This is a genomic window from Sphaerotilus natans (assembly GCF_900156335.1).
Lineage (GTDB): Bacteria > Pseudomonadota > Gammaproteobacteria > Burkholderiales > Burkholderiaceae_C > Sphaerotilus > Sphaerotilus natans.
Map to the genome: position 1 here is coordinate 1 of NZ_FTMZ01000018.1, position 21,263 is coordinate 21,263.

Annotated in this window: 18 protein-coding genes and 1 pseudogene; 9 read left to right on the forward strand and 10 right to left on the reverse strand. The window is 69.5% G+C overall.

The genetic code is table 11. The features are described from left to right. The 3 genes and pseudogenes from BW996_RS21770 to BW996_RS15075 all read left to right on the forward strand — a co-directional run. Positions 1 to 378: pseudogene (locus BW996_RS21770) on the forward strand (hypothetical protein); the annotation flags it as partial. 95 nt (positions 379 to 473) lie between these two features. After that, positions 474 to 1,868, forward strand: a complete 1,395-nt coding sequence (locus BW996_RS15070; RefSeq protein WP_037486264.1) for a helix-turn-helix domain-containing protein — start codon at positions 474 to 476, stop codon at positions 1,866 to 1,868. A 110-nt stretch (positions 1,869 to 1,978) separates the two neighbouring features. Next, on the forward strand, positions 1,979 to 2,890 hold the full coding sequence (locus BW996_RS15075; protein ID WP_037486266.1) for a viperin family antiviral radical SAM protein: 912 nt from the start codon (positions 1,979 to 1,981) through the stop codon (positions 2,888 to 2,890). 292 nt (positions 2,891 to 3,182) lie between these two features. Here BW996_RS15075 and BW996_RS15080 read toward each other — a convergent pair whose 3' ends face one another. The 5 genes from BW996_RS15080 to BW996_RS21775 form a co-directional block, all read right to left on the reverse strand. Next, positions 3,183 to 5,780: a tetratricopeptide repeat protein gene (locus tag BW996_RS15080; protein WP_051632314.1), complete on the reverse strand. Its 2,598-nt coding sequence runs from the start codon at positions 5,778 to 5,780 to the stop codon at positions 3,183 to 3,185. 312 nt (positions 5,781 to 6,092) lie between these two features. Then, the gene (locus BW996_RS15085) at positions 6,093 to 7,766 is read right to left on the reverse strand and encodes a tetratricopeptide repeat protein (protein WP_139330901.1); all 1,674 of its coding nucleotides are present in this window, start codon (positions 7,764 to 7,766) and stop codon (positions 6,093 to 6,095) included. A 283-nt stretch (positions 7,767 to 8,049) separates the two neighbouring features. Then, positions 8,050 to 8,364 (reverse strand): Txe/YoeB family addiction module toxin, encoded by a 315-nt coding sequence (locus BW996_RS15090; protein WP_051632349.1) that lies wholly within the window; start codon positions 8,362 to 8,364, stop codon positions 8,050 to 8,052. Beyond that, positions 8,327 to 8,635, reverse strand: a complete 309-nt coding sequence (locus BW996_RS15095) for a type II toxin-antitoxin system Phd/YefM family antitoxin (protein WP_037486404.1) — start codon at positions 8,633 to 8,635, stop codon at positions 8,327 to 8,329. Before BW996_RS15095 ends, BW996_RS15090 begins: the two co-directional genes overlap by 38 nt. A gap of 65 nt (positions 8,636 to 8,700) precedes the next feature. Beyond that, positions 8,701 to 8,844 (reverse strand): hypothetical protein, encoded by a 144-nt coding sequence (locus BW996_RS21775; RefSeq protein WP_156027925.1) that lies wholly within the window; start codon positions 8,842 to 8,844, stop codon positions 8,701 to 8,703. A gap of 421 nt (positions 8,845 to 9,265) precedes the next feature. On the opposite strand from BW996_RS21775, the gene BW996_RS15100 reads away from it, so the two are divergent. After that, entirely contained in the window at positions 9,266 to 9,844 is a 579-nt protein-coding gene (locus BW996_RS15100; RefSeq protein ID WP_083701062.1) for a PEP-CTERM sorting domain-containing protein, read from the forward strand. 222 nt (positions 9,845 to 10,066) lie between these two features. Here BW996_RS15100 and BW996_RS15105 read toward each other — a convergent pair whose 3' ends face one another. After that, entirely contained in the window at positions 10,067 to 10,645 is a 579-nt protein-coding gene (locus tag BW996_RS15105; protein ID WP_139330902.1) for a hypothetical protein, read from the reverse strand. 291 nt (positions 10,646 to 10,936) lie between these two features. Here BW996_RS15105 and BW996_RS15110 point away from each other — a divergent pair, with 291 nt between their 5' ends. After that, a complete protein-coding gene (locus BW996_RS15110; RefSeq protein WP_051632313.1) occupies positions 10,937 to 12,040 on the forward strand; it encodes a serine hydrolase domain-containing protein in 1,104 nt (367 codons plus the stop codon). A 196-nt stretch (positions 12,041 to 12,236) separates the two neighbouring features. On the opposite strand, the gene BW996_RS15115 is transcribed toward BW996_RS15110, so the two are convergent. Beyond that, positions 12,237 to 12,533: a GIY-YIG nuclease family protein gene (locus BW996_RS15115; protein ID WP_076458992.1), complete on the reverse strand. Its 297-nt coding sequence runs from the start codon at positions 12,531 to 12,533 to the stop codon at positions 12,237 to 12,239. A 276-nt stretch (positions 12,534 to 12,809) separates the two neighbouring features. Between BW996_RS15115 and BW996_RS15120 the strand changes: the two genes are divergently transcribed. The 4 genes from BW996_RS15120 to BW996_RS15135 all read left to right on the forward strand — a co-directional run bounded on the left by BW996_RS15120 (position 12,810) and on the right by BW996_RS15135 (position 15,980). Continuing rightward, positions 12,810 to 13,298, forward strand: a complete 489-nt coding sequence (locus BW996_RS15120) for a thioesterase family protein (protein ID WP_076458993.1) — start codon at positions 12,810 to 12,812, stop codon at positions 13,296 to 13,298. A gap of 142 nt (positions 13,299 to 13,440) precedes the next feature. Next, positions 13,441 to 13,914, forward strand: a complete 474-nt coding sequence (locus BW996_RS15125) for a hypothetical protein (RefSeq protein WP_076458994.1) — start codon at positions 13,441 to 13,443, stop codon at positions 13,912 to 13,914. Positions 13,915 to 13,947: 33 nt separating this feature from the next. Next, on the forward strand, positions 13,948 to 15,027 hold the full coding sequence (locus BW996_RS15130) for a glycosyltransferase family 2 protein (RefSeq protein ID WP_051631514.1): 1,080 nt from the start codon (positions 13,948 to 13,950) through the stop codon (positions 15,025 to 15,027). Further along, a complete protein-coding gene (locus BW996_RS15135; protein WP_051631513.1) occupies positions 15,024 to 15,980 on the forward strand; it encodes an ATP-grasp fold amidoligase family protein in 957 nt (318 codons plus the stop codon). The genes BW996_RS15130 and BW996_RS15135 overlap by 4 nt, the downstream gene beginning before the upstream one ends. Here the strand turns inward: BW996_RS15135 and BW996_RS15140 are convergent. The 3 genes from BW996_RS15140 to glgC are packed head-to-tail and all read right to left on the reverse strand — an operon-like array spanning position 15,968 to position 21,216. Next, positions 15,968 to 18,448, reverse strand: coding sequence for a glycogen/starch/alpha-glucan phosphorylase (locus BW996_RS15140; protein ID WP_037478094.1), 2,481 nt, complete (start codon positions 18,446 to 18,448; stop codon positions 15,968 to 15,970). The two genes, BW996_RS15135 and BW996_RS15140, sit on opposite strands and share 13 nt — an antisense overlap. Positions 18,449 to 18,478: 30 nt before the next feature. Continuing rightward, positions 18,479 to 19,951, reverse strand: a complete 1,473-nt coding sequence (gene glgA, locus BW996_RS15145; protein WP_037478092.1) for a glycogen synthase GlgA — start codon at positions 19,949 to 19,951, stop codon at positions 18,479 to 18,481. Beyond that, a complete protein-coding gene (gene glgC / locus BW996_RS15150; RefSeq protein WP_037478090.1) occupies positions 19,948 to 21,216 on the reverse strand; it encodes a glucose-1-phosphate adenylyltransferase in 1,269 nt (422 codons plus the stop codon). The genes glgA and glgC overlap by 4 nt, the downstream gene beginning before the upstream one ends. Positions 21,217 to 21,263 lie beyond the last annotated feature (47 nt).

Consider the following 21,263-nt stretch of genomic DNA (forward strand, 5'->3'; position numbering starts at 1 on the left):
CACGCCCGCCAGGAGCGCGAGCAGCTCCAGGCCCAGGCCCGCGCCGAGCGCGACCAGGCCCGCGTCGCCATCGACGAGGCCGACACCCGCGCCCGCGACGCCGAGCGCCGCGCCGCCGCCGACATGGACCGCGAGCGCCAGGCCCGCCTGCGCGCCGAGCAGCGCCTGACCGAGCAGACCCGCGACAGCACCGCCCAGCTCGAGCGCGAGCGCGCCCAGGCCCGCGCCGAGCAGCTCGCCCAGCTCGAGCGCCACGCCCGCCTCGAGGCCCGCCTGGCCCAGCTCCAGTCCGAGCGCGACCGCCTCGAGGCCGAGCGCCTCAGGGCCAGAATGAAAGAACGTCGCGTGCAGCAGCGTTCCCCGTCCTCAAGAAAGTGAGTACGAGTTCAAACAGGCACTTTATGCTGTCAATATGATGTCTGGGCAACTTTAATCATTCCGGCCACAGTACGGGCTCCATTGCAGGAGAACCCATGAGGACAAGGACAGGCAGGCCCACCTTCCAGCTGGACGCGAAACGACTCAAAAGCGTTCGTGAGGAAGCGAAGTTGACGCAGGCGCAGGTGGCCCAGCGCGCGCATGAGCTGCTCAAGAAGCCCCTGGCGACGGCTGACACGGCGACGAAGCACTATCAGAAGATCGAGCGGACCGGTCGCACCAGCCAGGCCATGGCAGACGCCTTGGCCAAGGCGTTGAACACGACGGTGAACGTGCTGCAAGGCAATGCTCCTGACAAAGGGCCGAGCTTGATCGAAAGCCTGGAGCGCCAGTTTAGACACCAACTGGAAACGGGCGCCAGTCCGGTCTTGCAAGAGGCCTTGGCGCAGGAGGCCCTGGCGCAGCGTGGAGACCCGGATCCGGATCCCGTGCGTACCTTTGCCGAGGAGGTGGCCAAGCGGATCGAATACATGCAGCTCGGCCCGCCAAGGGACGAACTGGCCCGTCTGGTCGAACTGACCGGCTGGACTGAGGCAGAACTGATGAGGCCCATGAGCATCGACGGCCATTGGTTCGTGATGTCCACGATTCACGGCGTGCGCAGGTCGGAAATCGTCCTCGGCGCCGACCATGTGCCGCACTGGATCCAGTATTCGATCCAGGATGACTGGCCCGACTTCCCCGGAGGATCCATCTGGTCGGACTGCGTCATCACCATGCGCGAGGAATTGCCGTGGCTCCACGTCGAGGTACAGTCCCCGTCCATCCCGGCCTTGCGCAACACGTTCAGCTTTGTTCGGTGCAGTCCGACCCCGTCGGGTCTTCACTGGACCAATCCGTCGTGGCGCGACCGCTTCTGGCTGGATGACTCCTTGCGGAAGTGGGCCTTCACCCACGCCAATTTCGTCGTCGGATTCGATGGCCAGAGGGTGCCGAGTGACATGCGCGCTCTTCGCCTGCTCATCGAAAGGCCAGACCATGACGATGACGAGCAACTCGCCGTGGTCAAAGGCAACCTGGAAGAACTGTCGGACGACGTTATTGACAACTTCAAAGGTGAAGGCCAACACGACCTGGTCGTCAGCTGGATCGCCTCTGGGCTCTGGGAGGCAGTGAAGCCGTTGCTCCACGATTGGCCTGCAGACCAGTGGCATGTGAAGTCAGACACATGCATCGTGGACACATGCATCGTGATCAGCCTCGACGATTCGATCAGGTGGAAAGACTGGTCAGGTCGGGGTGCTCCTCCCCCCAGCGTCGGGTACCGGCTGCGGCTGGTCGAGCAGCTCGATGATGGCAAGTTCCGGCGCGTGCCCTGGCGGCGATCCAGCGTCGAGTTGATCGCGGAGAGGCTACGGAAACGCCTCAGCGAAGAAGCCGAGCGCAATCGCGCATCCAAGGCGCCGCAGGCTGCGCTTCCACCGGCCTAGCCTCACCGTCTATCTATCCAATTCTTCGAGTCATCCGCACGGACGCAGGCCCGTGCTGGCTGAACTCAGCCCATCGATTTGCGATTCACATGTCGAGACCCGGGTCATCCATGCGCCAAAGCCATGAAAGAAACGCCAGCCGCGATGCGCACAGTCCCATCGTCATCAACTGGCATGTGACCGAGAACTGCAATTACCAGTGCGGCTACTGCTACGCCAAATGGTCAGGCCTGGACCGCAAAGATTTGATCCGCGATCCTGATGCAACAACGGCCTTGCTCCAGTCGCTGCATGCGCACTTCGTATCGGCTGGAGGCGGGCCGAGGCCGCGTTTGAACTTCGCCGGTGGCGAGCCACTGCTGCATGGCCGTCGTTTGATCTCGGCCATGCGACTCGCACGATCCATCGGGTTCGATGTATCGATCATCACGAATGGCAGTCTACTGAACGAGCGCCTGGTGGCCGACCTGGCGCCAGAGCTGTCCTTGTTGGGGCTGAGCATCGACGCCGTGGCGCCCACCCCACTTGCGGCGATCGGGCGGGAAAACCGACGCGCACGCCAGATTGATCTCGCTGCCTTGGCCGGGCATGTGGACCAAGCCCGGCGCATCAATCCTGCGCTGATGCTGAAGATCAACACGGTAGTGTGTTCAGCAAACTGGCAAGAGGACTTGTCGGGTGCGATCAGTGGATTGGCTCCGACGCGGTGGAAGGTGTTGAGGATGCTGCCGGTCGTCAATCGGAACCTTGAGGTATCCGACATGCAGTTTCGAGCCTTCATCGATCGACACGCTTCGCTGGAGCATGTGATTTCGATCGAAGGCAACGACGACATGGTGGGCTCGTACATCATGGTCGACCCGAGCGGGCGCTTCTTCCAGAACCGTGCGGGCGCATCTGGCTATGACTACAGTCCACCGATCCTCGAAGTCGGGGCCGGAGACGCGTTCGCTCGGATCGGCTGGTCTGCGGTCAAGTTCGCTGGGCGGTACGCGCGCACCTTATCGGTGGTGCCCGCATGAGGTATGCCCTTCTTCGCCGCCCCCCGTCACCCCCCAATGCAGCCTCACCCCCCGTGCCGCCGCGCAGCGCGCACGGCGGCTCGGCGCAGTCGATCAGGGCCTCGGCGCGCTCGAGCGCGCGGGCGGCGTGGCGGCTTCAGCGGTGCGGCGGGGGCCCTCGCATCCGCGAGGGTGACGGGGCTTTGCGTGGGCCCTCGCCTTCGCGAGGGTGACGGAAAAGCTTCGTCATCCCCGCGCCCCCTTCCGTCATCCCCGCGCAGGCGGGGACCCACGCAGGCCACCCGCCCGCCCGCTACGGCGTCATCTCCTTCAACACCTGGCGCCACAGATCCGGCCACGTCTGCTGGTCCGGCGGCAGCTGCCCGCGCTCCTGCAGCCCCTCCAGCACCGCCAGCCCTCGCTCCAGCAGTGCCCGCCGCTCGGCCTTCGGCAGCGCCGGCGTGTCGAGCTGCGACAGCTGCCAGCAGGACCCCGCCAGGCCCATCTGCCCCACAGCATTGTCGGGGTCGCGCTCGACCATCCGGCGCGCGACCTCCAGGCTCGCCTGGTAGCTCTTGAGCGCCCCGCCCAGGTCGCCCTGCGCCTGCTGCACTTCGCCCATATTCAAGTGACTGACCCAGAGACCGGACTGCCCCAGGAGACTGCCGAGGTCGAGCTCGACCAGTCGGCGCGCGGCCTCCAGGCCCGCCTGGTAGCTCTGGAGCGCCCCGCCCAGGTCGCCCTGCGCGCTCTGCACATCGCCGATCTTGTTGTGGCTGGCCAAGAGATTGCGCTGCCACTCGGCATTGCCGGGGTCGCGCTCGACCAGCTGGCGCCGGATCTCCAGGCTTGCCTGGTAGCTCTTGAGCGCGCCGGCCAGGTCGCCCTGCGCCTTCTGCACGTCGCCGATCCGTTGGTGGCTGACCGAAAGATCGCGCTGCCACTGGGCCTTGCCGGGATCGAGCTCGGCCAGCCAGCGCCGGCCCTCCTGGCTCGTCTGGTAGCTCTGGAGCGCCCCGCTCAGGTCACCTTTCGCTCTCTGCTCGTCACCGATCCGTTCGTGCTGGGCGGCGATGCTGCTCTTGCTCTGGGGATGGTCGGGGTCGATCTCGGTCATCCAGCGCCGGCTCTCCTGGCCCGCCTGGTCGCTCTTGAGCGCCCCGTCCAGGTCGCCCTGCGCCTTCTGCACGTCGCGGATCCGCTCGTGGCTGGCCGCGACACTGTACCGCCAACCCGTCTCGCCGGGTTCGCGCTCGGCGAGCGCGCGCACGATCTCCAGGCCCGCTTGGTAGCTCTGGAGCGCGCCAGCCAGGTCGCCTTGCGCCTTCTGCACGTCGCCGATCCGGTCGTGCTGGCTCGCGATCATACTCTTGGTGTTGGGGTCGAGCTCGGGGAGCCCGCGCCGGACCTCCAGGCCCGCCTGGTAGCTCTTGAGCGCCCCGGCCAGGTCGCCCTGCGCCTTGTGCACGTCGCCGATCTTGTTGTGGCTGACCGAGAGATTCTTCTGCCACAGGATCTCGCCGGGATCGCGCTCGGCCAGCAGGCGTGTGATCTCCAGCAAGGTCTGATAGCTCTTGAGCGCGCCGGCCAGGTCGCCCTGCGCCCTGTGCATGTCGCCGACCGAGATGTGGTTGAACGAGAGCTCGTTCTGCCACTTGGTGTTGCCGGGATCGCGCTCGACCAGCCGGCGCATGATCTCCTGGCTCGTCTGGTGGTTCTTGAGCGCGCCGGCCAGGTCGCCACGGGCGCCATCGTGCAGCCTGAGGCCGATATTCTCGTGGCTGACCGAGAGCGCGTGCTGCCACTGGGCGTTGCCGGGGTCGCGCTCGACGAGCCGGCGCGCGATCTCCAGGTGCGCCTGGTAGCTCTTGAGCGCCTTGCCCTGGTCGTCCAGCAGGCCATGGCCTTCGGCAATCTTGTCGTGGCTGACCAGGAGCGCGTTCTGCCACTCGGCGTTGCCGGGGTCGCGCTCGACGAGCCGGCGCACGATCTCCAGGCTCGCCTGGTAGCTCTTGAGCGCCCGGCTCCACATCATCAGTGCGCTCTGCGCGTCGCCGGTCCGGATGTGGCTGACCGACAGCGCATGCAACCACGTCGGATCCTCGGGCACCTCCACCAGCCGCCCTTGCGCGGCCCGCTGCGCCCGCTGAAACGCCTCCAGCGCCCGCGCGCTGCGTCCATCGGCCAGCGCCGCGTCACCCGCCTCGATCAGCCACCAGAACGTTTCCGGCTCGACATCATCCGCCCGCTCCTCGAACGCCTCGACCAGCAGCCACACGCCCTTGTCCGGGTCCAGCCGCGTCAGCGCCAGGCTGGCCTGCGAGGCCAGCACGCTGGCCGCCAGCCGGCGGGAGGCGCGGAGCTGCGCCTTCAGCGGCCGGGCGTCCGCCCGCGCGATCTGCAGCGCCTCGCCCAGCAGCGTGTCCACCTCGTCGAAGCGCCCTGCCCACCGCGCCGCCTGCGCCTGCGTCACCCGCGCCTGGATCGGCGCCGACGTCACCGGGATCGCCGCCAGCCGCGTCTCCAGCGCCAGGTGGCTCCGCAGGATCTCGCCCAGCTGCTGCTTCAGCCTGTTCGGCGGCACCTTTCGGCGCGTCAGCGTCTCCATGAACTGCCGCACCGAGCCTTCCGTGTACGCCGCGCGCTGCGCCTGCTGGTTCAGCTCGGCCACGAACCTGCGCAGCAGCTCGTCTCGCTGCGGGCCCTGCGCCTTCAGCAGCGTCTGCACCTGCTGCGCGCTGATGCGGTGGTCGTCGATCGTGCCCCCGCTCATCGGGCCGACGGCGACCTGGTTCGATCCCGCCACGCTCGTCTGCGTCTGCGTCTGCGTCTGCGCGCCGACCGAGCCCGCGCTGGCCAGCGCCGCCAGCAGCAACAGCGGCACCGCCCTCCAGGACGAGGCGCGCGTCATGGCCGGGCCCCGCTGCTGTCGTTGTCGTTGTCGTTGATCGTTGCACCGCTCATCTTCACGCCCTTTTCGTCATCCCCGCACCCTCTTCCGTCATCCCCGCGCAGGCGGGGACCCACGCAGGGCACTGCGGTTGTTCATCGTGGGCCCTCGCATTCGCGAGGGTGACGGGCTTTGCGTGGGCCCTCGCCTTCGCGAGGGTGACGGGCTTTGCGTGGGCCCTCGCCTTCGCGAGGGTGACGGCGCCGTCATCCCCGCACCCTCTTCCGTCATCCCCGCGCAGGCGGGGACCCACGCAGGCAGCCCGCTCGCCCGCTACGCCCCCATCTCCTTCAACGCCTGGCGAAACAGATCCGGCCATGTCTGCTTGTCCGGCGTCAGCAGCCTGCGCTGCTGCAGCCCCTCCAGCGCCGCCAGCCCGCGCTTCAGCAGCGCCCGCCGCTCAGCCCTCGGCAGCGCTGGCGTGTCGAGCTGCGACAGCTTCCAGCAGGACACCGCCAGGTCGGTTTGCCACTGAGCATGGCTGGGGTCGCGCTCGACCAGCCGGCGCCGAATCTCCAGGCCCACCCGGTAGCTCTTGAGCGCCCCGCCCTGGTCGCCCTGCGCGTGCAGCACATCGCCGATCTTGTTGTGGTGGGTCGAGAAATCGCCCTGCCACTCGGCCTGGCCGGGGTCGCGCTCGGTGAGCCGGCGCGCGATCTCCAGGCCTGCCCGGTAGCTCTTGAGCGCCCCGCCCAGGTCGCCCTGCGCCTTCTGCACGTCGCCGACCAGGCCGTGGCTGGCCGAGAGATTGCGCTGCCACTCCGCATGGCCGGGATCGCGCTCGACCAGCCGGCGCCGGATCTCCAGGCCCGCCTGGTAGCTCTGGAGCGCCCCGTCCAGGTCGCCCTGCGCGCTCTGCGTGTCGCCGATCAGATCGTGGCTGACCGAGAGATCGCGCTGCCACTCGGCGTTGTCGGGATCGCGCTCGACCAGCCGGCGCGCGATCTCCAGGCCCGCCTGGTAGCTCTGGAGCGCCCCGGCCAGGTCGCCCTGCGCCTTCTGCACGTCACCGATCCGGTCGTGGCTGATCGAGAGCTCGCTCAGCCACCGGGCGTTGCCGGAGTCGCGCTCGGTGAGCCGGCGCCGGCTCTCCAGGCTGGCCTGGTAGCTCTTGAGCGCCCCGCCCAGATCGCCCTGCGTGCGCAGCACGTTGCCGATCAGGTCGTGACTGCGCGAGAAATCGTGCAGCCACTGGGCCTGGCCGGGTTCAAGCTCGACCAGCTGGCGCCGGATCTCCTGGCCCGCCCGGAAGTTCTTGAGCGCCCCGGCCAGATTGCCCTGCGCGCGCAGCACGTCGCCGATCAGGTCGTGGCTGATCGAGAGATCGCGCTGCCACTGGGTATTGCCGGGGTCGCGCTCGACCAGCCGGCGCCGGATCTCCAGGCTCACCTGGTAGCTCTTGAGCGCGCCGGCCAGCTTGCCCTGCGCGCCCTGCACGTCGCCGACCAGGCTGTGGCTGATCGAGAGCTCGCGCTGCCACCGGGCATTGCCGGGGTCGCGCTCGACCAGCCGGCGCCGGATCTCCAGGCTCGCCTGGTAGCTCTTGAGCGCGCCGGCCAGGTCGCCCTGCGCCTTGTGCACGTCGCCGATCCGGTCGTGGCTGATCGAGAGATCGCGTTGCCACTCGGCGTTGCCTGGGTCGCGCCTGGCGAGCCGGCGCGCGATCTCCATGCCCGCCTGGTAGCTCTTGAGCGCCCCGGCCAGGTCGCCCTGTGCAAGCTGCTCGTCACCGATCCGGTCGTGGCTGGCCGAGAGATCGTGCAGCGTCTGCTCCCCGGCATGGCCCGACCCCGATCCGTCCGGCTGCGCCGCGGCCTGCCCCGCGCTGGCCAGCGCCGCCAGCAGCGCCCCCGTGATCAGCACCCAGCGCGGCAGCCCCGCTGCGGACTGCGCTGGACTCGGCACCGGCGCTGTTGGCGCGGCTGTGCCTTGGCGTGGCTTGGTCATGGCCAATCGGGTACTCCCATCGTTTGCAAGCCACTCTACCGACGAGCCCCCCGGGAAAATGTAAAAAATCGCCAGAGGCTTTTTTCCGTCGTCCCCGCCCCCTTGCCGTCATCCCCGCGCAGGCGGGGACCCACGCAGGGCACGGCGGGCGGTGATCGTGGGCCCTCGCCTTCGCGAGGGTGACGGGCTTTGCGGGGGCCCGGGAGTGACAGCGCCAATGAAAACGCCCTTGCGGCGCGTGCAGCAAGGGCGTTTTCTGAAGGATGAGGATGCGCGTGAAAGATCAGCGATCGCCGTAGTGATAGCGGCACTGCACGATGGTCAGCGCGTCCTGCTCGTAGAGATAGACCAGACGATGCGTCCGGTCGATGCGACGTGACCAGAAGCCGCTCAGGTCGCCACAGAGGGGTTCAGGTTTGCCGGTGCCCTTGAACGGGCTCCTCAAGCACTCCTGGATGAGTGCGTTGATGGCGGCCACCGCCACGGCGTTGTGCTGCTGATGCCAGAGATAGTCGTCCCAGGCGTGATCGGTCCAGCGCAGCGATGCCTCTGCACGGGTTTCAGCCTTGTTGCGGCTTTTCTTGCTGGAGGCGTTCATCGACGGGATCTTTCGCCGCGGCGAGATCGAAAGGCCTGCTGCGGGCCTGCCCGGCACGCAGCTGCTCGATGGACTCCATCAGACGCACCGCATTGCGGGGCGAGCCCAGCAGGTGCATCGTCTCCTGCATGCTGTTGTAGTCCGCGAGGGACAGCAGGACCACATGCTCTCCGTTGACGCGTGACACCACAGTGGGTTCGTGATCGCGGCAGACGGCGTCCATCACGGACTTGAAGCCGGCGCGTGCTTCGCTGTAAGTGATGATGTTCATGGGGTGCTCTGGTTTGCGTCGTGTCAGGGTTCAGGGACAGATTCTGTACAACATCCTGTACGCGGTCAAGCGCCCCGATGCAGCCTCACCACCACCTCCCCCGTGCCGCCGCCCATCGCGTCGGCCAGGGTGTGGCGGTCGAGCTCGGCGTAGAAGGCGTCCTCGGCCTGGTCGAGCAGGCCCTTGAGCGTGCAGGCGCCGCGCAGCACGCACGGCGGCTCGGCGCAGTCGATCAGGGCCTCGGTGCGCTCGAGCGCGCGGGCGGCGTGGCGACTTCAGCGGCGCGGCGTGGGCCCTCGCATCCGCGAGGGTGACGGGGCTTTGCGTGGGCCCTCGCCTTCGCGAGGGTGACGGGAACGGGGCGAGGGTGACGGCGCCGTCATCCCCGCGCCCTTTTCCGTCATCCCCGCGCAGGCGGGGACCCACGCAGGGCACGGCGGGTGGTGATCGTGGGCCCTCGCATTCGCGAGGGTGACGGGAAAGCTTCGTCATCCCCCCCCGGCACACCCGCTTTTCCGGCTTTCAACACCCCCCGCGGTCACGGGAGTACCGGTTTTTTTCGCAGAAATCGCAATGTAGATTGATCCATGTCCATTTCGGGACAAGATTTTTTACATCGAGAGTCTGCGCATGAAACTCATCCGAAACCAGAAACCCCTGATCGCCGTGGCCGCCGCCGCACTGCTGGGTATCACCAGCCCGGCCCAGGCCGATACCTTCTCGGTCGATTTCAGCGGCACGTTCAGCTATGCGAACCCGTTCAGCCCGCCGCTCGGCTCGCCGCTGGACGTCGACATGGAAGTCACCACCGCCGGCGACGCCAGCAGCCCCGAGGCCATCACCGACATCACCGGCACCATCCGCGGCAAAACCATTTCCAGCTTCCAGAACGGCATCAGCGCGACCTTCTGGTTCGATGGCTCCACCGGCCTGGGCCATTTCAGCAGCATGGGCCTGTACGCCTACACCAGCGACGGGCTGTGGAATCTGCGGGACACGGAAGCCATCCTGCTGGGCCCGATTGGCAACTCGGGCTACAGCTCCAGTCCGGCCACCAACATCTGGTCGATCAGCCCCGTCGCACCGGTGCCCGAGCCCGGCAGCATCGCGATGATGGTCGCCGGCCTGGGCCTGCTGGGCCTGCAGGCTCGCCGCCGCACCCGCCCGGCCGCAGCAGCCACCCCCCAGGCCGACGCGATCGCGGCGTGATGGCGGCGCGTGGGCCCTCGCATCCGCGAGGGTGACGGGCTTTGCGTGGGCCCTCGCATCCGCGAGGGTGACGGGGCTTTGCGTGGGCCCTCGCCTTCGCGAGGGTGACGGGAACGGGGCGAGGGTGACGGGGTCGTCATCCCCGCGCTCCTCTTCCGTCATCCCCGCGCTCCTCTTCCGTCATCCCCGCGCAGGCGGGGACCCACGCAGGCCACCCGCCCGCTACGGCGTCATCTCCTTCAACTTCTGGCGTAACAGATCCGGCAACGTCTGCTGGTCCGGCGGCAGCTCCCCGCGCTCCTGCAGCCTCTCCAGCACCGCCAGCGCGCACTCCAGCAGTGCCCGCCGCTCAGCCCTCGACAGCGCCGGCGTCTCGAGCTGCGACAGCGCCGCGCCCAACGCCACCAGGCCCACCTGCCCCACAGGATTGTCGGGCTCGCGCTCGGCGATCCGGCGCGCGACCTCCAGGCCCGCCTGGCAGCTCTGGAGCATCCCGTCCAGGTCGCCCAGCACCTCATGCACTGCGCCCATATTCAAGTGACTGAGCAAGAGCTCGAGCTGCCACTCGGCATGGCCGGGGTCGCGCTCGAACAGCCAGCGCCGGATCTCCAGGTTCGCCTGGTGGATCTTGAGCGCGCCGGCCCAGTCGCCCTGCTCGCACAGCACGTCGCTGATCAGGCCGTGGCTGATCGAGAGCTCGCACTTCCACCAGGCGTTGTCAGGGTCGCGCTCGGCCAGCCGGCGCCGGATCTCCAGGCCCGCCTGGTAGCTCTTGAGCGCGCCGGCCAGGTCGCCCTGCACAAACTGCTCGTCGCCGATATGGTCGTGGCTGACCGAGAGATCTTGCAGCGTCTGATCCGTCTGATCCTCCCCGGCCTGGCCCGACCCCGATCCGTCTGGCTGCGCCGCTGCGGGCGGGGCTGAACTCGGCACTGGCGCTGTTGGCGCGGCTGTGCCTTGGCATGGCTGGATCGTGGCCAATCGGGTACTCCCATCGTTTGCAAGCCACTCTACCGACGAGCCCCCCGGGAAAATGTAAAAAATCGCCAGAGGGCAAGCCGTCTCGTCACCGCACTGCAGTAGAACCCCCCCATGTACCGCCGCGCCTTCCTCGCCACCCCCCTGCTGCTGACCCCGCCGCTCCACGCTGCAACGCCAGGCCCCCCAGCCGCCCCCACCTCCCTCGACACCCGGCTCGGCGCCATCGCCACCGGCGCCGACAACCTCCACGGCGTCGTCGTCGAGCGGGCCGGCGTGGTGCTGGGCGAGTGCTACCGCGACGGGCACGACCGGCTCACCACCGCCCTGTGGTCCACCCCGACGCACTTCGATGCCGACACGCTCCACGATGTGCGCTCCATCAGCAAGTCGGTCGTCTCGCTGCTCTGGGGCATCGCGCAGGCGCGCGGCCTGGTGCCGCCGCTGGACACGCCTGCCCTCGACCTGCTGCCCGCGCTGGCCGACCTGCGCCGCGACGGGCGCGAGGCCATCACCCTGGCCCACCTGTTCGACATGACCAGCGGCCTGGCCTGGACCGAACCCGGCCGCCTCGGCCTGCTCGACGACGACGAGTTGCGCCTCTACTGGCGCGCCGACCCCGCCCGCTTCGTCTTCGAGCGCCCGCTCGTCAGCGCCCCCGGCACCCGCTGGCAGTACCACAGCGGCGGCACCGCCGTGCTCGCCCAGCTGCTCGCCGAGCGCACCGGCCAGCCGCTGCCCGCGTGGGCCGACGCCGTGCTCTGGGCGCCGATGGGCATCACCCGCTGGGCGTGGACCGCCGACTTCCGCGACCGGCCGCTGGCCTTCACCGGGCTGCGCCTGCGCCCGCGCGACCTGGCGCGGCTGGGCCGGCTGGTGCTCGGTCAGGGGCGCTGGCAGGGCCGCGAGGTGGTGCCCGCCGCCTGGCTGGCCGAGTCCCTGCAGCCGCGCGTGGACGTGCCGCCACTCGGCCCGGTGCTGACCGGACTGCGCTATGGCCGCTTCTGGTGGCATGGACAAATCCCCGACCCGCGCCCGGCACACCGCGACAGCCCCCTGTCCTGGACCGCCGGCTTCGGCAACGGCGGCCAGCGGCTCTACCTGGTGCCGGCGCTGGACCTCGTGGTCTCGGTGTCCGCCGGCGCCTACGGGGAGCCGGCGGTGAATGCGCGCGTGGACCGCTTGCTGCGGGATGTGGTGGACAGCGTGTCGGGCTGAAGGGGATGTCGAGGGGCGTCATCCGGGGACCCACGCAGGCCACGACGGTTGTTCATCGTGGGCCCTCGCATTCGCGAGGGTGACGGCGCCGTCATCCCCACCCTTCCGTCATCCCCGCGCAGGCGGGGACCCACGCAGGGCGCGGCGGGTGGTGATCGTGGGCCCTCGCATCCGCGAGGGTGACGAGAACGGCGATTCACCCCGTGATCTCCTCCCACAGATCCCGCCACGTCGGGTTGCTGGCTTCGATCAGCCGGATCTTCCACTCGCGCCGCCAGTGCTTGAGCGCCTTCTCGCGCGCGATGGCCTCGGGCATCGTCGCGTGCGACTCGTACCAGACCAGGCGCTTGACGCCGTGGCGCGCGGTGAAGCCGTCGGCCAGCCCTTGCCGGTGCTGCCAGACGCGCTGCACCAGGTTGGAGGTCACGCCGATGTACAGCGTGCCCAGGCGCTGGCTGGCCAGCAGGTAGACGGCGGGACGGCGCGGGTCCATGCCCGGCAGTGGAGCGCGCCGGCCGTGGCGGGGGGATCCCGCTGGAGGGGGATGCGGGGGGGGCTGGCGTGGGCCCTCGCATCCGCGAGGGTGACGGGCTTTGCGTGGGCCCTCGCATCCGCGAGGGTGACGGGCTTTGCGTGGGCCCTCGCCTTCGCGAGGGTGACGGTGCTTTTTTCCGTCATCCCCGCGCAGGCGGGGACCCACGCAAACCACCCACGCCCCCGTCATCCCCGCGACACCCCCGCCCCACCCCCGCTGCCCACAATCCCCCGCATGAGCCCCGACACCCCCACCCCCCGCGACCCCGCCGAGCAGGCCCGCCTGCACCTGGCCATCACCGAGCTGTGGGAGCAGCGCCTGAGCTTCAACCAGCTCCTCGGCCTGAAGGTCGACGCCCTCGACCCCGCCGCACCCCGCCTGCGCTTCGACATGCGCCCCGAACTCGTCGGCCACTACCTCCATGGCCGCCTCCACGGCGGCGTCATCTCGGCCGTGCTCGACGCCACCGGCGGCTTCGCCCTCACCCTGGCCATCGCCCACCGCCACCCGCTCGAGAACACCGCCCAGATCCTCCACCGCTTCGGCCGCATGGGCACCATCGACCTGCGCGTCGACTACCTCCGCCAGGGCCTGGGCCAGCACTTCATCGCCTCCGCCGAGGTCACCCGCCTGGGCGGCCGCGTCGCCTCCACCCTCATGCGCATGCACAACGATGAAGGCCTGCTCATCGCCACCGGCGCCGCTTCCTACATCGTCAGCTAGTCGTCCGACGCCGCCCGACACGCAGGAAAGACGGGAACCACACGCAGCCGGACGCTGACTTGTCCCGACCCGAAGCAGCCCCATGCTGAGGAGCATCGCCCCCTCGCCCCTCCTCTCCATCTGCATGCTCGGAGTCCCCGCCATGGCTGCCCTCTTTCTCTGGATCTTCGTCTTCGCGCTGCTGGCGGTCTGGTCTCTCGCCGTCTGGGCCGGCCACGCCGGGGCCGTGTGGGCAGTCTCGCAGGCGGGCTCGCTCTCGGGCTCGGCCGCCGACGTGGCGGCCTTTCCCCTGCCGCCCTGGCTCGAGCTCTGGGTGCCGCGCGAACTGCTCGAGTGGCTGCCCCGCATGGCGGCCGACCTGGCTCCGCTGATCGACAGCCTGCTGCAGGCCGTGCCCGCCCTGGCCGGCGCCCTGACGGTGGTGGCCGGGCTGCTCTGGGCCCTGGGCGCGCTGCCGCTGCTCCTGCTGGGCGTGGGCCTGCAGATGATGCTGATCGCGCGTCGGCGCCTTCCGTCGCCGGGTCACCGCACCGGCTCCAGCCCTGGCTCCGGCTCCACCGCGCACGGCATGGCCTCGCTGATCGGCCGCTGGCTGCGCCAGCGTTTCGCCCGCTAAGGCCACAGTGAAACAGGATGTATCCTTGCGCCCATGCGGGTTTCCATCCTGATCAGCAGCCACAACTACGCACGCTTCCTGGCCGAGGCGATCGACAGCGCGCTGGCCCAGCGCAACGGCGGGCCCGACGCCCTGCCGGTGCCCGAGGTGGAGGTCGTCGTCTGCGATGACGCCTCCAGCGATGGCTCCGATGCGGTGATCCGCCGCTACGGCACCCGCATTCGCCACTGGATCAGCCCGGACAACCGCGGCCAGGCCTCGATGATGAACGCCGCGATGGCGCTGTCCACTGGCGACTGGGTGCTGTTCCTGGACGCGGACGACCGGCTCGAGCCCCAGGCCCTGGCCCACTGCCTGGCACGGCTGCGCGCCGAGCCCGACGGCGGCCGCGACGTGGCCAAGATCCAGTTCCTGCTGCGCTGCATCGACCGCGAGGGCCGCTGCATGAGCCGCACCATCCCCTATCTGATGCACGACGGCGACGTGCGCCCGCTGATCCGGCGCTTCGGCAGCTACGGCGGGCCCCCCTCGAGCGGCAATCTCTACCGCCGCAGCGCCATCGCCCGCTATTTCCCCCTGGCCGAGGCCGACTGGCGCCGCGCCGCCGACACGCCGCCCTTCATCCTGGCGCCTTTTCAGGGCCGCGTGCTGGGCATCGATGCGGCGCTCGGCGCCTACCGCATCCACTCTGGAACGAACCGCGCCCGGGGTTGCTTCGGCAACATCGCCGCCCGCCATGCCGACACGCTTCGGGTGGACCGGCACCGCCGCGAAGCGTCGCTGGCCCTGCTGGCGCGCCACGGTGGCGAGCGCATCGAAGGCCCCTTCCTGCCGGCCCCCTGGAACCTGCGCACCCGCGTGCTGTCCTGGCGCACCGAGCCGCAGCGCCATCCCTACCGGCATGACGACGCGCTGCGCCTGCTGCAGCTGCAAGCGCGCTCGCTGCGCGAATGCCCGGGCTATACCCGGCCGGAACGCTATGCCTCGCAGCTCTGGCTGATGGCGATGCTGGTGGCACCGCCCGCGCTGGCCAGCCGGATGGCGGTGACCAACACCTCCGGCCGGCTGCGCAGCTGGCTGCGCAGCTTTCGGCCTGACACGGCCGTCGCATGAATTCAGGCCTGCTGGACCGCCTGCGCCATCTGGGTCGGCGCCTGCGCGGCTTTCGTCGGCCGGACCTGTGGCTGGCGCGCCGGCTCGGCCGGGTGCTGCCCGACCGGCTCTATCTGGCCGTCGGCCACCTGCTCTACTTCGGCCGCTGGCCGGACTACGCGCACCCTCGCAGCTTCAACGAGCACATCCAGGCCTACATGCTGCGCTGCCGCTCGCCGCTGCTGCAGCTCGCCGCCGACAAGGCCGCCGCCCGGCAATGGGTGATCGAGCAGGTCGGCGACACGCATGTGCTGCCGCAGCTCGGTCTGTGGACCCACGCCGATGCGGTGCCGCTGCGCACGCTGCCGCGCCCCTGCGTGCTCAAGCCGACGGTGGGCAGCGGCCGGGTGATCTTCCTGCGCGAGAACGATCCGCCACTGGACGCCACCGCCGAGGTCGCGCTGCGGCTGGAGATGCAGCGCTGGCTCGACACCGACTTCAGCCGCCAGAGCCGCGAGTGGTGCTATGCCGGCCTGCGCGGTCGCATCCTGGCCGAGCCGATGCTGAGCGATCCGCGCGAGCCCGGCGGCATTCCGCCAGATCACAAGGTCTACGTGATCGGCGGTGCGGTGCGCTTCATCCAGGTCGACCGTGGCCGCTTCGGCCGCCACACCCGCAATCTCTATGACACCGACTGGCGGCGGCTGCCGGTGCGGCTGACGCTGGACAACCATGCGCCGGACCCGCGCCCGCCCGAGCTCGACCGGATGATCGCGCTGGCGTTGAAGCTGGCCGCGCCCTTCGAGTTCCTGCGCGTCGATCTGTACCTGTGCGAGGGGCGGCTGATCGTCGGCGAGCTGACCAGCTATCCCGGCGCCGGCTTCGAGCGCTTCATCCCGTCGGACTTCGCGCTCGAGCTGGGCGCGCACTGGACACGCGCGATGCGCGCCCGCCGCGACGATCAGCCCGCGTGAGGCGCTGCGGCCGGCACGATGACCGGCCGGGTGTGCCAGATCTCGTGCGCGTATTCGGCGATGGTGCGGTCCGACGAGAACAGGCCCATGCCGGCGATGTTGAGCACCGCGCGGCGGGTCCACTCGTCGGCGTTGCGGTAGAGCGTGTCGACCCGGTCCTGCGTGGCGACATAGCTGGCGTAGTCGGCCAGCAGCAGGTAGTGGTCGCCCCAGTTCACCAGCGCGTCGAAGATCGGCTGGTAGCGGCCGGGATCGTCGGGGCTGAAGACGCCGTCGCGGATCGCGTCGAGCACCGCGCGCAGCTCGGCATCGGCCTCGTAGATCGCGCGCGGCTGGTAGCCGCGGGCGCGGATGTCGGCCACCTCGGGCGTGGTGTGGCCGAAGATGAAGATGTTCTCGTCGCCGACCTGCTCGCGGATCTCGACATTGGCGCCGTCGAGCGTGCCGATGGTCAGCGCGCCGTTGAGCGCGAACTTCATGTTGCCGGTGCCCGAGGCCTCGGTGCCGGCGGTGGAGATCTGCTCGGAGAGATCCGCCGCCGGGATGATGACCTCGGCCAGGCTGACGCTGTAGTTCGGGATGAAGACCACCTTCAGCCGACCGCCGACGCGCGGGTCGTTGTTGATCACCCGGGCGATGTCGTTGGTGAGCTGGATCACCAGCTTGGCCATGCGGTAGGCCGAGGCCGCCTTGCCGGCGAAGACCACCACGCGCGGCACCCACTGCGCGTCCGGATTGGCCAGGATGCGCTGGTAGCGGGTGACGACATGCAGCAGATTGAGCAGCTGGCGCTTGTACTCGTGGATGCGCTTGACCTGCACGTCGAACAGCGCGTCCGGGTTCAGGTCGACGCCGAGCTGCTTGAGCACCAGGCGGCCGAGCCGCTCCTTGTTCTGGCGCTTGACCTTGCGCACCGCGCCCAGGAAGCCCTGCAGGTCCAGCGCATGGCGCAGGCTGTCGAGCTGGTCGAGCTGGCGCCGCCAGCCCCGGCCCAGGCGCTGGTCGAGCAGCGCCGCCAGCCCCGGGTTGGCCTGGGCCAGCCAGCGCCGGGGCGTGACCCCGTTGGTCTTGTTGTTGAAGCGCTCCGGCCAGAGCTGCGCGAAGTCGCGGAAGATCGAGGCCTTCATCAGGTCGGAATGCAGCGCCGAGACGCCGTTGACCGAATGGCTGGCCACCACCGCCAGATAGCCCATGCGCACCCGGCGCTCGCCGGTCTCGTCGATCAGCGAGACACGGCGCAGCAGGTCCGGATCGCCGCCGCCGCGCTGCGACACGCCGCCGAGGAAATGCGCGTTGATGTCGAAGATGATGCGCAGGTGGCGCGGCAGCACCCGGCCGAGCATGTCCACCGGCCAGGTCTCCAGCGCCTCGTGCATCAGCGTGTGGTTGGTGTAGGAGAACACCTTCTGGCAGAGCTGCCAGGCGTGCGTCCAGGGCACGCGGTGCTCGTCGACCAGCAGGCGCATCAGCTCGGGGATCGCCAGCACCGGGTGGGTGTCATTGAGGTGGACACTGACCTTGTCGGGCAGCGCCTCGAAGCCGGTGTGGGTGCGCAGGTAGCGGCGCAGCAGATCCTGCAGGCTGGCCGAGACGAAGAAATATTCCTGGCGCAGGCGCAGCTCGCGCCCGGAGGCGGTCGAGTCGTCCGGGTAGAGCACCCGTGAGACGTTCTCGCTGTGGTTCTTGGTCTCGACCGCGCCGAAGTAGTTGCCCTGGTTGAAGGCGCGGAGGTTCATCTCCTCGGTGGCCTTGGCCGACCACAGCCGCAGCGTGTTGGTCGCCTCGGTGCCGTAGCCGGGAATGATGGTGTCGTAGGCCATCGCCAGCACGTCGTCGGTGCCGACCCAGCGCACCGTGTCGCCGTGCTGCTCCAGGTGGCCGCCGAAGCGCACCCGGAACTGCACCTCGGGGCGCGGGAATTCCCAGGGGTTGCCGCCGGTCAGCCAGTAGTCGGGCACCTCGACCTGGCGGCCGTCGACGATCTGCTGGCGGAACATGCCGTAGTCGTAGCGGATGCCATAGCCGAAGCCCGGCACGCCCAGCGTGGCCATCGAGTCGAGAAAGCACGCCGCCAGCCGTCCCAGGCCGCCGTTGCCCAGCGCGGCATCGGGCTCGAGGTCGAGCACCTTGTCGACGTCGACATCGAGCTCGGCCAGCGCCTGGCGGATCACCGGCATCAGCTCGAGCGCCAGCACCGCGTTGGTGAAGGTGCGCCCGATCAGGAACTCCATCGAGAGGTAGTAGACCCGCTTGACGTCCTGCGCGTACTGCGCGCGCGTGGTCTTCATCCAGCGCTCGACCAGGTGGTCGCGCACCGCGTGCGACACCGCGTGCAGCCAGTCCTCGGGGCGGGCCGACACGGGATCCTTGCCGACGGTGTACATCAGCTTGGTCGAGATGGCGCGCTTGAAGGCGCCGACGTCACGGGCGAGCTGCTCGTACTGGTGCTCGAACTGGGTCAGGTCCATGGGAATGATCGGGCGAAGAGGGAGAGATCGTCAGGCGCTGACCTGGCGGTACAGCGCCTGGTAGTGGCGCGCGGCGGCCGTCCAGCCGAAGTCCTGCCGCATCGCGCGCTGCTGCACGGTACGCCAGTCGGCCGGGCGGCGGAACAGCGCCACAGCCCGCTCGGCGGCCCACAGCAGCGCGCCTGCGGAAAATTCGTCGAAGACGAAGCCGGTGGCGTCGCGGTCGAGCGTCTCCAGTCGCGTGTCGGCCACGGTGTCGGCCAGACCGCCGACGCGGCGCACCAGCGGCAGCGTGCCGTACTTCAAGCCGTAGAGCTGGGTCAGCCCGCAGGGCTCGAAGCGCGAGGGCACGGCGATCGCGTCGCTGCCGGCGATCAGCCGGTGCGCAAAGCGCTCGTCGTAGCCGATGCGCACCGCGATGTCGGCCGGATGGGCGGCCGCCGCCTCGGCGAAGGCCGTCTCCATCCAGGCGTCGCCGCTGCCCAGCATCGCGAACTGCCAGCCCAGCGCGCGCAGGCCCGGCAGAGCTTCCAGCACCAGGTGCAGGCCCTTCTGCTCGGTCAGGCGGCTGACGATGCACAGCAGAGGCCTCGCCGGATCGACCGCCAGGCCGAGCTCCTGCTGCAGCGCCGCCTTGCAGGCGGCCTTGCCGTCGAGCGCGTCGACCGCGTAGTTCGCCGGCAGCAGCGTGTCGGTGGCCGGATGCCAGACCGCGTCGTCGACGCCGTTGAGGATGCCCGAGAGGTCGACGCCGCGGGTGCGCAGCAGCCCGTCGAGGCCGCAGCCCTGCTCTGGCCCCTGGATCTCGCGTGCGTAGGTCGGGCTGACGGTGGTCAGGCGGTCGGCGAAATACAGCCCGCCCTTCAGGAAGCCGAGCTGGCCGTGGAACTCGACGCCGTTGACGCCCCAGAAGCCGCTGGGCAGGCCCAGCTCCTGGAAGTGATGCCCGGCGAAGCCGCCCTGGTAGGCCAGGTTGTGCACCGTGAAGACGCTGCCGGCGAAATGCTGGTGGCGCGCCTGCTGCGCCGCACGCAGGTAGACCGGCGCCAGGCCGGCGTGCCAGTCGTGCGCATGCAGCACCGTCGGATGCCAGAAGGGATCGAGCCCCTGCGCCAGCTCCGCGGCGACCCAGCCCAGCAGCGCGAAGCGCAGGTGGTTGTCGCCGTACGGGTGGCGATTGGCGTCCGCATACGGGCCGCCGGGGCGGCGGTAGTAGCCGGGCGCGTCGATCACGTAGGCGGTGACGCCCTCGCCCACCGCCGGCAGCCGGCCCCACAGCAGCCGCGCGCCGCCGCTGCCCCAGTGCAGCGCCGGCGGCGGCTGCAGCTCGGCCACGACCACCGCCTCCTGCAGCCCGTCCAGGATGGCGTCGAAGCCGGGCAGCAGCACCCGCACCTCGTCGCCGAGCGCAGCCAGCGCCGGCGGCAGGGCGCCGGCGACATCGGCCAGACCGCCGGTCTTCAGCAGCGGGAAGATCTCGGCACAGACCTGCAGGACTCTCATAGCGCGGCAATCATCCTGCGGGTCACCAGGACCACACCGTTGTCGGTGCGGAAGAAGCGCTGGGCATCCAGTTCAGGATCCTCGCCGATGACCAGGCCGTCGGGCAGCCGGCAGCGCCGGTCGATCACCACCTTGCTCAGGCGGCAGCCCCGGCCGATCTGCACGTCGGGCAGCACCACCGCCTGGTTGATCTCCGAGAAGGAGCGCACCAGCACGTTGGAGAACAGCACCGAGTTGCGCACCGTCGCGCCCGAGACGATGCAGCCGCCCGAGACCAGGCTGTCGATCGCCTGGCCGCAGCGCCCCGGCTCGTCGTGCACGAACTTGGCCGGCGGCAGCTGTTCCTGGTAGGTCCAGATCGGCCAGTCGCGGTCGTACATGTTCAGCTCGGGCGTGGTCGAGGCCAGATCGAGGTTGGCCGCCCAGTAGGCGTCGACCGTGCCGACGTCGCGCCAGTAGGCACGCGAGTACGGCGGGTTGGCGATCGCCGACATCGAGAACGGATGCGCCAGCGCCTGGCCCTCCGAGACCGCCTTCGGGATCAGGTTCTTGCCGAAGTCGTGCTCGGAATCCGGATCGGCCGCATCCTCCTCCAGCAGCCGGTACAGATACTCGGCCGTGAAGATGTAGATGCCCATGCTCGCCAGCGAGGTGTTCGGATCACCCGGCATCGGCGGCGGATCGGCCGGCTTCTCGACGAACTCGACGATGGCGCGGCTCTCGTCGATCGCCATCACGCCGAAGCCCTTGGCCTCCTCGCGCGGCACCTCGATGCAGCCGACCGTGACGCCCCGGCCGCTGGCGGCGTGGTCGGCCAGCATGATCGAGTAGTCCATCTTGTAGATGTGGTCGCCGGCCAGCACGACGATGTACTCGGGCGGGGTCGAGTTGCGGATGATGTCGAGGTTCTGGTAGATGGCGTCGGCAGTGCCGCGGTACCAGGATTCCTCGTCGACGCGCTGCTGCGCCGGCAGCAGGTCGACGAACTCGCCCATCTCGTTGCGCAGGAAGCTCCAGCCGCGCTGCAGGTGGCGCAGCAGCGAGTGCGACTTGTACTGCGTGATGACGCCGATGCGGCGCATGCCGGAGTTCATGCAGTTCGACAGCGCGAAGTCGATGATGCGGAACTTGCCGCCGAAGTGCACCGCCGGCTTGGCGCGGCGGTCGGTCAGGTCCTTCAGGCGCGAACCGCGGCCACCGGCCAGGACCAGGGCAAGCGTGCGACGTGCCAGCGTGCGGCTCTCTGTGTAGCGGGTGATATCCATGAGGCAGGTCTCCTTGTGCTCTGCTTGCTGTGTTCGGGTGGGCGGGA